The sequence below is a fragment of the Chitinophaga sp. YR627 genome (assembly GCF_900114995.1).
In the GTDB taxonomy this organism is placed as follows: domain Bacteria; phylum Bacteroidota; class Bacteroidia; order Chitinophagales; family Chitinophagaceae; genus Chitinophaga.
Genome location: NZ_FOUX01000001.1, coordinates 1,405,189 through 1,417,953, shown reverse-complemented (window position 1 = coordinate 1,417,953; position 12,765 = coordinate 1,405,189). Strand labels below are relative to the sequence as shown.

The 12,765-nt window shown below is 45.1% G+C and carries 7 protein-coding genes; 3 read left to right on the top strand and 4 right to left on the bottom strand.

Annotation, left to right across the window (positions count from 1 at the left end):
* On the bottom strand, positions 1-3,177 hold the full coding sequence (locus BMZ72_RS05130) for a hypothetical protein (RefSeq protein ID WP_089805899.1): 3,177 nt from the start codon (positions 3,175-3,177) through the stop codon (positions 1-3).
* A gap of 33 nt (positions 3,178-3,210) precedes the next feature.
* Positions 3,211-4,563, bottom strand: a complete 1,353-nt coding sequence (locus BMZ72_RS05125) for a hypothetical protein (protein ID WP_089805897.1) — start codon at positions 4,561-4,563, stop codon at positions 3,211-3,213.
* Between the two features lie 263 nt (positions 4,564-4,826).
* Between BMZ72_RS05125 and BMZ72_RS05120 the strand changes: the two genes are divergently transcribed.
* A complete protein-coding gene (locus BMZ72_RS05120; protein ID WP_089805895.1) occupies positions 4,827-7,154 on the top strand; it encodes a TonB-dependent receptor in 2,328 nt (775 codons plus the stop codon).
* A 1-nt stretch (position 7,155) separates the two neighbouring features.
* Positions 7,156-7,935, top strand: coding sequence for a DUF4249 domain-containing protein (locus BMZ72_RS05115; RefSeq protein ID WP_177222679.1), 780 nt, complete (start codon positions 7,156-7,158; stop codon positions 7,933-7,935).
* 26 nt (positions 7,936-7,961) lie between these two features.
* Here BMZ72_RS05115 and BMZ72_RS05110 read toward each other — a convergent pair whose 3' ends face one another.
* A complete protein-coding gene (locus tag BMZ72_RS05110) occupies positions 7,962-8,633 on the bottom strand; it encodes a hypothetical protein (RefSeq protein ID WP_089805892.1) in 672 nt (223 codons plus the stop codon).
* Between the two features lie 175 nt (positions 8,634-8,808).
* Here BMZ72_RS05110 and BMZ72_RS05105 point away from each other — a divergent pair, with 175 nt between their 5' ends.
* Positions 8,809-9,258, top strand: a complete 450-nt coding sequence (locus tag BMZ72_RS05105; RefSeq protein ID WP_089805890.1) for a carboxypeptidase-like regulatory domain-containing protein — start codon at positions 8,809-8,811, stop codon at positions 9,256-9,258.
* A 51-nt stretch (positions 9,259-9,309) separates the two neighbouring features.
* Here the strand turns inward: BMZ72_RS05105 and BMZ72_RS05100 are convergent, their stop codons facing one another.
* Complete coding sequence (locus tag BMZ72_RS05100; RefSeq protein ID WP_089805888.1) at positions 9,310-12,735, bottom strand: T9SS type B sorting domain-containing protein; 3,426 nt, start codon at positions 12,733-12,735, stop codon at positions 9,310-9,312.
* Between the last annotated feature and the right edge of the window lie 30 nt (positions 12,736-12,765).

The following is a 12,765-nucleotide window of genomic DNA, read 5'->3' as shown; positions in this document are numbered from 1 at the left end:
TTATTCTGTAATAGGTTTCATATACTGGTAATCCATCAGTCTGAGGACCGCGCGATCTCCGTTCTGTACCATTTTCAGCCGTCCGGCTTCATCATAGGAATAGTAAGTGATATTCCCACGGGCATCACACTCGCTTGTCATACCGGTATGCGGCTGATAGCTATATGACTTCATATCTGACCTCAACGGAAATATTCTTACATCATCTATGAAACCAGCAGAAGGGAAAACGATATTCTGTGGAAACTGTCCGGACAGCCAATGAATATGAAACGTCCATCCATTTACTGTTCTACCGCTTGTGGCAGGCTGAAACGGAATTTGCCTTGCAAAGGTAAAAGGTGTAGGACTCTTTGACCAATAGCTAAGTATAGCCGTAGGCAACACAATATTGCCGACACCGAATGTACCGGTTGACAGATCATAACAACGCTCGCCGACTGGTGCAGTAGAATCCACTACAGGCGTACCGGAATAGGACCAGCCACCCCGTTCATCTGTTTCAAAGGATGTATAGAGCACATTTTCTCTGCTTGAAACGGAAACCTCTGCAATCTTGTATAGTTGTTTATATCCGTACACATAACTCATTGGCACACCATCAATACCTCTTTTCTCTGTCACGTTATTGTTGCTGTCGTAAATATTGAACGTCGTGACCTGCTCATAACGGCTGTCTCTTACGAAACTGCCACTGATCCTGCTGGTAGTATAGGCTGACAATGGTATCGGCTCAGGTAAATTCAACTCATAGATCCTGTCAGGAACGGGGCGATCGTTCCGGTAGTTCGTCAATGTAGCACCGACAACATAGTCTACTCCGCCAATGGTACGGATCCGTATTCTTTCGATCGGCACCAGGACATTTAATCTGCCCAGGTTCCGGATGGCTAAAGCATCCCCGCCGGTTGTAGTAGTGGTATCGTAATCCCAGGAATAAATGATCCGCTCTTTGATGGTGTCTCCTTTGCTATCCGGGTAACTGATGCTATTAGGTAAGTTGTGGCGGATGCCACTAATTGTGTAGTCTGTCTGTTTGGTCAGACTTTGGCCTGACAGATAATCTATTTCTTTTGACTGCCGCAGATAAAAGCGGTCTGAAAAGCTGGTTGATAAGGATACATTGTAGTTGTTGTTATCCGTTGTATTCAATGCACAGTATTGCGCGTAGTTAGCGCGTACACCTGTGGTGAGGTATTTTTCATTCAACTCATTGTAAGTGTACCGATATTCTTTTATGAGTTCGTCGGTATTTTCTTTGAGCGCATATATTTTCTTATTGAGCAATGTACCAATATGCCAGGCCGTATTGACAGGCGTGACATACGGAGCAGTATTACTGCCGGTATGATTCTCCGGTAACAGATAACTACTTTCTGTTTTACCTTGTCTCCCTGCGACACTGGAATCAGACATCGTGATGTGGCTGTAAATAACAGGGAGACCATCTAAAGGACGAACACTTTCATCAAAAACAGTCGCCGACTGACCACAGGAAAGACAGGCCCCTGCACTATCCCTGTTGTATTGCATATTCGCGAGGTAGTAAGGAATATTGAGGAAGGCTACCTGTTGCAGACTATCGGCATATTGATACCTCCGGTAGCTGGACGGTGTACCTGTACTATCATTGGTAATAATGGTCTTTATGCGTACACCACCCACTGGATAAGGTACCGGAGTACCACCTGGCACTGTCAGGAAAGGAGAAAGCGTAGTGAGTGTATTGTAGTCATCCACCCTGACCTGATTAGGTTCATATTCAAATGCCGTACTACCACCTGTGGGGTGAATAATGGACTGTAGCATACCATAGCGGGCGGCGGTATCAGCGGCACGATTGCCATAGTTCGCCGCAGGTGTATTCCAACCTGGTATCAGGGAAGAGTACTCTATGTCAGGGAGCATGCCGGTATTGCCAGCAGCATTGTAGTATCCCCAGTGGTCCTGGTCATTAGAATACATCGCCGGAAATACTCCCTGTTCATGGTAATAATGGAACTGCCATAACTTATCCGCCTCAGCACCATTCCATTCCTGCACACCAGATAATTTCAGTCGTTTATTGGTATCGAAATACCCTTGCTGGAAGGAGTAATCTTTTATCTTTTTGTTATTCCCTGCAAAGATGGTCAATCCGGTGATAGAAGGGATGGCCGCTGTATCCTGTATTGTTTTGATGTCTTCGCGGGAGCTGTTGCTAATCCTGAATTTAACATAGCCCATATCGTAGATAATGGAGTCTGGTAAGAGGCAATTGATCTGGACAGTACGTGTATAAAGTGACTGGCCATTATCGGCGCTGCAGGTACCTGCTACCGGGGAGAATGCAACAACGGCTTTCTGTTGCTGTACGGAATAGCTATATTTTCTATATCTGAAAAGAATTGTTCTGTTTTGATTGGTCACTATTCTGGATAAATAGTAGGTAGCGATATCATCAAAAGCAGGTGTGTATCCGTAGGTGGAGGCGTCTGTCACAGTACTCTGCTCAAGTGTACCGAAATAGTAGTTATTATTCTGATTATCGAGGATCCTTATTTCATTGTTCAGGCGGAATACCCGGATATCGTTCTTCGGGACGGTCACTACGTTCATGAGCGTATCGTAGTAGTAAGCGCCGGACTGACCGGGGTAACTATATTGGTACTGGTCAAACTCCCCGTCTGCAGTACCAGTGATCAGTTGATTCAGCCAGGTGTTCTGCTGACTGGTGCTCATATGGCCCCGGAGGAAGGACTTCAGACTAGTCATGGAAGCGGAGCTGATACCACCATCAAAGAGACCTGCGGTTTTAAAATCGTGCAGACCATGCTGCTGAAAACTGATCATACCACCGTAATGCAATGACCAGCCATCCCCCACAGAGGAAGGCACTTCATTTACTTTCAGGCCACTCCTGTTGTAACGCAGTGTGATGGGTAATGCAAAGGAACCGATGTGCAGATCTGCGAGCGGAATACTCACATCTGCGACACCGGTGCTTTCTGACGCAGGGACGCGGGTGGCGTTATTGACAGCAACAGCGTCATGGGAACGAGGGATCAGGCGGGGAAGCGTATGCGGTTGCTGACGAGCCTGGGATGAAAGTGCTGTCAGCAGTAACAGCGATAGTGATAATAAGGTGATAAAACCGGACAGGCGGCCTGTTCCCGGCAGGGATTGATACAACAACATGTAGTGGAGTTATTTAGGTGATAACAATGAGGTTTACTTTGAGTAGCCGAAACGGATCTTCAGAGGTTCGGAGAATGGGGCTTGTTGTCTGGCGAGAAAATCATACAGCACTGTGATATTGCCTTTCAGTTTGGGGCTGGCCTTATAGGTATAGCGCATGCCCAGCAAAGCGCTTCTTTGCCAGCCATTCCAGTTTTTTAGTTGTGCTATATGGGAGAAAGCAGCGTAGTGATTCATTTCCAGGCCACCATTCAGGGAGAATGCGTTTTTGATCCGGTAGTCGGCAAATGAGCGGATACCCACGCCTTTACTGGAGATCGCGATCCTGTCCAGCGAGCCTAAACCGAGTTTATAGGCCAGTCCGATACCGGCGTTACCCTTCTCCGAAAACTTATACGCCGCCTGTAAGGCGATATCTCCCATCGTAGGATACCAGTTACTGGCCCTTTGAAACTGTATATTTCCCCCGAATTCCATCCGTTGGAGGAAGCGCCTGGTCTTCATCTGATTGGGCTTAAAATCGGGCATTTCTGCTGAATTATTAAGCACCGGGAATTTCTCCTTAAAAGCATTGAACTGGTCCCTGGCCTGGTTGACCTGCTCCGTGATGGCCTGTCTGGCGTCGGGATTATTGCCTATACGCTGTTGTATCAGTTGTTCCACCTGACTACGGGTTTGTAGTCCCTCGAGTGCCTGTTCTGCGTTGACGTCATTATTGGTACCGAATAGCTCCGACAGGACGGAGTGTTTCTGAAAAAACGCCCGGAAAGCGGATGATTTCCGCAGGAGCGCCATTGCCTTTTCCTGGGCTTTGTTCCTGTCCTGTAAGATGCTGGTATACTCCCTTACCTGTTCCTGGTAGTAATAAGCTTGTTTACCCAGGCTTTGCAGGTCTTTGGTAAACATCGTGTATTGTGCCAGCTGGTTTTTCAGGGCCCGCTGTCGTTCGTGGATGTAGGCGCTTATTTGTTCTGATTGTCCGATACTGCCCTGTAACTGTCCTACTTTCTGTTGCAGGTCAGCAGAAGCAGGCAGAAATTTCGCGGCTACCTGTAAGGTATCGAGATAGCTGTTATATTGCCGCCCGAGCTTTGCCTTTGCCGGCAGGTTAGCGGCAGCCAGGGATTTAAGTCGTTGCAGACTATCAATAGACCGGTCGAAAATACGGTGGGCTGCTACAGGGTCTGACTTATTGAGTTTTGCCCGCATCAACTGTTCACGGCTAATCAGCCAGTTTAAAGACTTTTGGGTCTTTTTCCGGATGAGGGAATTGACCTTTTGCGTCTTCTCTTCTAGTTGTGCGTAGTATCGACGCGGCATGATACTATCCTGTGCAAAGGAAGGGACTGTTATGATACATAACAGCGGGGTTAAAAATCTTTTCATAAAACGTGGTTCGTCTGATAATAGGTTCTGGTGCTAAAAACTAATGTGCTACAGTGTAGTGCCTGAAAACTGATGACCGATGATTATCTGAGTTATTGTGTTAACACAGGAAAGGTAAATAAAGTTCAAATAATTTTGAGCGCAGTGGACAAAGGAGATAAGAAAAAGTTTAAGGCATATTTAATTTTAACATAACATATACAACCTTAATGTTAAATTGTGCATGGCCAACTATCATATACCTACAAAACGGACCCTTTCTTATGCAGAAAAAATTTGCTGTACTGGCTTTATTCTTTTCCACAATAAGTAGTCTACAAGCCTTTGCCCAGCATAAGTATACAATAAGTGGTATTATACGTGATAAGACAACGGGGGAAACCCTGATAGGCGCATCTATACGTCTGCTGCCGCAATCCAGGTATAACAGCAGCAGTAATAACTTCGGGTTCTATGCGATTGTTGTTCCCGAAGGGTCCTACACATTAGTTGTCAGTTATACAGGATATCAGCCGGATACTATTGCGGTGGCATTAACGAATGACCTTACCCGAAATGTTTCGTTGATGCCTGTCAGCGGACAACTATCCGAAGTCGTGGTTACATCCGAAAGCGCGCATAATACGCTCGCAAAGGCACAGATGGGCTTACAGAAACTCAGCACAGCTGAAATGGCCAATGTACCTGTCTTTCTGGGAGAAAAAGATATTATTAAAACGATACAGTTGTTACCGGGTATTAAGTCTGCAGGTGAAGGAAGCGGTGGATTTTACGTACGGGGAGGTAATATTGATGAGAACCTCCTGTTACTGGACGATGCACCTGTGTATAATGCGACGCATCTAATGGGCTTCTTCTCTACCTTTAATTCCGACGCTATCAAAGACCTTACCCTGTATAAGGGCGCTATGCCAGCCGAATATGGCGGTCGTCTTTCTTCTGTCGTAGATATCAGAACGAAAGACGGGAATAACCAGCAATTCCACGGTAGTGGAGGCCTTGGTATTATCGCCTCGCGTCTCAATCTGGAAGGGCCTATTGTAAAAGATAAGGGATCCTTTATAGTCAGTGGCCGCCGTACCTATGCGGATGTGTTTCTGAGACTATCTGACAATAAGGATGTCAAGAAGTCGAGTCTTTATTTTTATGATATCAATGCAAAAGCTAACTATAACCTGAACGATCATAACAGGATTTACATCTCATATTATAACGGAAAGGACAATCTGAAATTGTCGGATCAACTGGCATTGTATTATGGGAATACGACAGGAACATTCCGCTGGAATCACAATTTCAATAGTCATCTGTTCTCCAATACGACCCTGCTTTACAGCGATTACAACAACAACATAGAGGTAGCAGATAACACGAGTAATATGAAAATCATTTCCAAGATCAGGGATCTTTCATTGAAAGAAGATCTGCAATATTTCATGTCTGGTAATGACAAACTGAACTTCGGTTTTACTACTACACATCATAATCTGAATCCCGGCATCCTTGATGCCAGCGAGTCTGCCAATTATAATTCAGAAACGCTCGATAAGAAATATGCACTTGAAAGTGCAGCTTATATCAACCATGAAAAAAGCATGGGCAAATGGAGCGTGAATTATGGTCTGCGACTGTCTGTGTTTAACGTATTCGGTCCGGGTACGTTTTATACTTATGGTGCGGCAGGAGATATTACTGATTCCACCAGATATACCAGCGGACAACTGGTAAGGACCTATATCAATCTGGAACCAAGGGCTGCTGCAAGTTACCAGCTGGATAGTGTCAGTTCTGTAAAATTTGCCTATGCCCGTAATACGCAGAACGTTCACCTGATCAGCAACTCAGCTACTACGAGTCCGACAGACCTTTGGATACTGAGCAGTCCGAATGTAAAACCGGAAATAGCGGATCAGTTATCTTTCGGCTATTACCGCAATCTCCGGAATGGCCGTTATGAGTTGTCGGGCGAAATATATTACAAACAACTGCAAAACCAGATTGATTTTAAGGATGGCGCAGCACTAACGATCAACAATAATGTCGAGTCGCAGCTGTTGTATGGTAAAGGCAGGGCTTATGGGCTGGAGCTTTTTGCAAAGAAGAAGTCCGGCCGCCTGACCGGATGGGTCAGTTACACCCTATCCCGCACGGAGCGACGGATAAACGCGATCAATAAAGGGGACTGGTATCCGGCGCATCAGGATCAGACACATAATCTGGCTATTGTATCCAGTTATCAGTTAAGCAGGAAAGTGGCCCTTTCTGCCAACTGGGTGTACAATACCGGTAGTGCAGTGACCTTTCCGAGTGGGAAATATGAAATCAACGGCCAGACGGTCTTTCTATATGCAGAGCGGAATGGCTATCGTATGCCAGCCTATCACCGTTTAGATGTAGGCGTCACTATAGATGGCAAAAAGGGAAAAGGCTGGAACAGCAGCTGGAACTTTTCTGTGTATAATGCCTACGGAAAAGAAAATCCATATATCATAGAATTCAAGAATGATCCGGCGAACCCGGCACGTACTATTGCCAGGCAGACGGCGCTTTTCCGCTGGGTACCTTCTATCACCTATAATTTCTCGTTTTAGTATGAAGACTATTTTTACATCCGGTCTGCTGATCACACTACTGGTTGGCTGTACCAAAAATATCGACGTACAACTCAGATCTGCACCTTCGCAGATTGTCATTCAGGGAAACATCACGAATGGCGGAGATCCCTATTATATCAGGATCAACCGGACCGTGCCATTTGATGCAGAGAATACTTATCCGCCGGTGTCGGGTGCGAGCGTCTATGTACTGGACAGCACGGATAATAAGGTATATCGGTTCTTCGAATCTGTTATTGACCAGGGCTTTTATATGTCCGCTTATCTCGTTGGACAGATCGGCCACACCTACAAACTATATGTAAATATCGATGGAGAGGAATACACGGCTACTTCCACGATGCCAGACCTGGTGCCGATGAAGGGTATCTCATTTACGCAAACCAAAATATTAGAGGAAACAAGAAACCTACCACAGGTGAATTTCCAGGACCCTGCTAACGTGAAGAATTACTATGTCTTTTCTTTACTGGTGAATGATGTACCTTACCAGGCATTTTATGCACTGGATGACAGACTGAGTGATGGAAATTTCGTCAGACACCAATTGTATATGGACAGTGCTTATATACAGAAGGAAGATATCGTAAAAATTGTTATGGCAAGTGTGGATAGGAATATCTATAACTATTTCAATGTACTGCAATCAAATGGAGGCTCTTCGGGCACTCCGGCCAATCCGCCATCTAATATATCGAATGGTGCACTGGGGTATTTTGGTGCGTCAAGTGTTGATGTGAAGTCGATACAGTTTTAAGGACAGGGCCCTGTAAGGATCGCCTGTCAGGACTTCGCTATCCTTTCAGCCAATACTTTATCCAGTGCTTCCTTCCGGGACCAGTCAAATTCCAGCGATGGGAGCATATATGCTTTTGCGTGCAGTTTAAACAGATACCATTCGAGATAGTTCTTCATGTCATATTGATAGTAATCCAGCCAGTACTTATAATTTTCAGGGATGGGTTTTGAAGGGCCAAACAAGTGATAATAACGAATTTCTCCACCGAAGTCCCATTTACTGATGTGTGGTTCTTCCGGTAAATTTAGTTCGTCATCATACCTGTCTATGATATACTGTATCCGTTCTTTGCTTTTACTCCACCATTCGAAAATATTGTCTTTATTCCAGTGCTGACTGCCGTCGATAAAATAAGCGCTAAATGGGTCTATTAACCCTGCAATCGTTGTTGCGATCAGTTCTTCTTTTGTCACAGGCTGTTTGAATATGATTTCCCGGTAATCTTCATCCCCTCCCACGTTATGGATGGCTTCAGGCTGGCCGGTGCCGCAGTTGTCGGTAAAGGTCGTGTAAATGGGTCCGGGAGTGTTTAACCAATGTATCTCCTGAAAACCACCACGTGCGAATGCATCCTCATGGCCGGTAAATGCGCTTAGCTCGTTCAAGTCAATGACAGGTTTGAATAGTACATTTTCTATTTCTGGCGAAGGTATCATCGATGTTATATAGTTTTTCCAGGTAGTGTTAGGGATCCATCAAACTTAAGCATAAAAAGGTACTTAAGGAATGATGTTTAAGATATGTTTTCTTTTTTATCATAATCAAAATACATTATTAGATATCTTTATGCGCAATATCAGCATTTACATATGCTATACCCAATACATCTAAATGAATAAAACAAAATATTATCTTCTTTTACTGGCAAGCCTGATAAGTGTTCAACTACATGCACAACATACAATCCGGGGTCATATAACGGATAGCACCGGAGAGCCCCTACCAGGTGCAGGCATACATATCAAAGGCACCCAGCGCGGTGTTGCTACAGATGAAAACGGAGCATTCGTCCTCCCGGTTCCAAATGGAGATACGACGCTCATCTTCTCATACCTGGGTTTTATATCGCAGGAGAGACGTGTCAATAATAAAACTGATAGTCTGCTGGTTGTTTTACTGCCAACCAGATACCATGTGGAGGAACGCATATTACCGATTATACCTCATGGACGGGAGCACAAACCTTTGGGATATCCGGTTACAAAGGAGATGTTGGAAAGAGTTACACCTCCGCATCAGACCACGGATTCAGCCATTGATAAACGGGTAAAAAAGAAGTAGTTTCAATATTAAACAAGAAAAAGCCCGGAGCTAATTACTCCGGGCTTTTTCTTAAGGGATCATCGTAATCGTTCCTTTTATTAACCTTGTCTCTCCCATACAGTCCGTATAGCTCACATAATACACATACGCCCCTGGTAATCTCTTTCCCTTATACTCCCCATTCCAGCCAATATTCGGATCAGTTGTAACGAATACCAGCTCTCCCCAGCGGTTAAACACCCTGAAGGTTTTAAGTGCTATCTTCTTACTGACAATACGGAACACATCATTCAAACCGTCTCCGTTTGGCGAAAATGCAGTAGGCATATAAATGTAGGTATCCTCGCAATAAGTGGCCCGGTCAATGACATTTATAAATATGGAATCTGCTACCATACAGGCGTCAGGGTTACTGGTTCCCTGAAGGTATATCCACGCAGATGCAGTAAGTGTTGCATCGGGATTGTATATCGTCGTGTTATTGAAGGTCACACCCGTTCCTGTCCAGGAGTAAGTCAGTGCATCAGTTGCCTGAAGTTGTATGACTTCTCCGGCGACAATTGTCTGCTGACTGGCGGTGATCTGTATTGTTGGATTCGCGACAGACAGATTCACCGTTACAATACTATCGCAGGTAGCAGTGCTCAGTGTATCTGAATAGGTACCTGCAACTGTGAGGATACTGCCATTAAAATTAAACTGGTCCCCCGGACAGATCGTATGATCGAATGTGCTATGTTTTAGCGGCAGTACAGACAGGTCGAGTATAATAATGCTGTCACAGGTAGCAGTAGGTAATGTATCGCGGTAGATACCTGGTGTCGTCAATAACCTACCATTAAAATCATACTGTGTATGCTCGCATATGCTGATACTGATTGTTTGTTCTTTTAGCGTAACAGACAGTACGAGTGTCGCAATACTATCACAGTTAGCAGTACGCAGTGTATCGCTGTAAATGCCTGCAGCGCCATAGAACTTTCCATTAAAGGGAAACTGCATGCCCGGACAGATGGACCTATATAAGGTATCCCGTTTCAGCGGAAGAACAGTAAGTCGTAAGAACACGATACTATCACATCCACTTACATTTTTCAGTGTGTCGGTATACTCCCCTGTGGTGTTATAGGTATGTGTACCGATCGTAATACTACTGCCGGGGCAGATACTCTCTATGCGTTCATATATATTCGCAGCTACAAGACGATAAGTACTATAGGATGTGTCCCTGCAACCATTAATATCTGTGATCCGCTCAATGTTATATGTACCGATATCAGCGGGCGTAACAGGATTGATATTCAGTGTATCACCGGTGAATACGGTCCCATTCGGAGCCGTCCATCTATAGGTATAAAACGGAGATGAACCGAAAGTTAACTGCTGACTGTTACAGGAGAAAGGCAGCACCCTGATAGGCGGTACTACGATCTGCGTAACGGTGATCTGTGCGGTAGACGCATTGCCACAGATATCATAGATCCTGACAGTATATGTTCCGGGTGTATTAACGGCAAAGAAGTTGCCGGGCTGCATAGGTGCAACGGTTGGTCCGGCAACGATCTCGTATTCATATGGCGGTACGCCTTTCGTACTGTCGGCAATGATCTCCAGGAAGGCGTTTTGCTTACATGATATGTAGTTATGCGCAATGATCGTAGGCGTCTGATAACCTTCTATCACGACACTGTCTGTTATCTGCTGACAAGGTACCGGAATACTGTTTACCGGCCTGTTGGAGGCAAAATAGGGCGAGTAAACAAAGTTTACTTCATAGGTTCCCGATGCCAGGTTCATAACCGAATCATGTATCGGAATATCAAAGTCCTGCGACTGATAATATTTAAATGTTTCGACATTGGTGGTAATATTCCGGATACGCATGTAACCGTCAGCAGCCGTGATCGTATAGTGCAATTCGTTTCTGCCGAGACATCCTTTTTTATAAGTGAAGTCATGGTGGAAGTCCGTTACCTGGGTGGGTAATATGGTGAAACTATCAAACACTTCTGATCCACAGCTATCTATGACTTTGAACTGGTAAGTACCTGCTGACAGGTTATTGATACCAAACGCATAGTTATGGGTGCCGACACCCGTTATCTCTAATGTATCCGGATAGTAATAAGCACTTTCGTATGCATAACCTGGCTTCGTACTTCCCATTCTTGATGGTCCGGATAAGAGCACCAACTGGGGTTGTCGTCTGAAATACTCAACACTGACAGACAGCGCGGCCGTGGAGTCCAGGCATCCGTCTCTGTACAGTTGTTTGCCAATGACGGCAGGCGCCGGAGGATTGGCCTGAGCGGGTACATAGAGTTGCTCAGAAAATGTATGTCCGCAGCTATCGTGAATAACGATGTTATACGTCTTATCCGTGATCAGATCTTTTGTAAAGAAACCGCTTGCCTGGAAATAACCGTTATTGGCGCGGTAGCCTGGTAAGGTATCTGCATCAACCACAGTATTTGTTAATACATCTGTAACGTAGTATCTCACCGGTGGTTTCATACTGGTGAACACTCTATCGGGTACATCACAGCCCCGGTTATTCATATCATAGTTAACAGTGGTTTTAAAGATACAGTCCGAAAAGTGTGAGGTAAATACAGGACAAAAAACAAATGACTTAGCATAATAGGTAGGGGTAGCAACGGTGAAGCCACAATTGTCTGTAATACTTATCTGTAAAGCGTTACCATAGGTAAAATTGGGAATGAGTTGTTCCAGGGTAAAAAAGTTACAACAGTTGGCGGTATCTATCCGGGTGGGCGAAGTGGTCGTAAAAGTACCTGCAGTCGTGACGAATGTCAGCGTAAGCGGGAAACGGTATAAGTCCGCGCGCATATACATGGTTACCATTGCAGAATCGCAACCGACCATATTGATCTGCGGCGGGATCTGAAAAGTCAGATTGCTGGGCGGCGGATCAGCTAGTGTGACGACGATCGTGCGGAAACCTCCACAGGCATCGCTTAGCCGCAAAGTATAATTACCGGCAGGTAGATTACTGAATGTATCAGATGCCTGTGGCGGCGTAGTAACCGGAGATGGCGCCAGAAGCTGCCAGGTATAAGGACCGTTGCCTGTCCCGGCGATCCTGTTTCCGATAATTTGTCCGGTACTGCTACCAATACAATACGGCGGGCTTTTAATCGGATTCATATCTGGTTGCAGATAGTTCCCTCCGATGGTAACGGTCCCGGTGGTACTGTTCGATGCTGCGTCAGTAACGGTCACCGTATAGGTGCCGGGTGGTAGAGAGTTGAATACATGAAGTGTCTGTTCCGGTTGTGTTACGGGGCCTCCTGTTATACTATACAGCATTGGCAGTGCTGTTGCAGATGCATCAACGGTAATACTTCCGTTATTTGAACAGGTACTGGGAGTACTCGTTATTGCATTGATCTGCAACTGTGCAAATGAGATAAGTGGAAACAGTGTAAGGCCCAGCAAAACCAGTAGGTATAGGTGCTGATTAACGCGGGTCATAATGACCCAAAGTATATATAATTATAATAT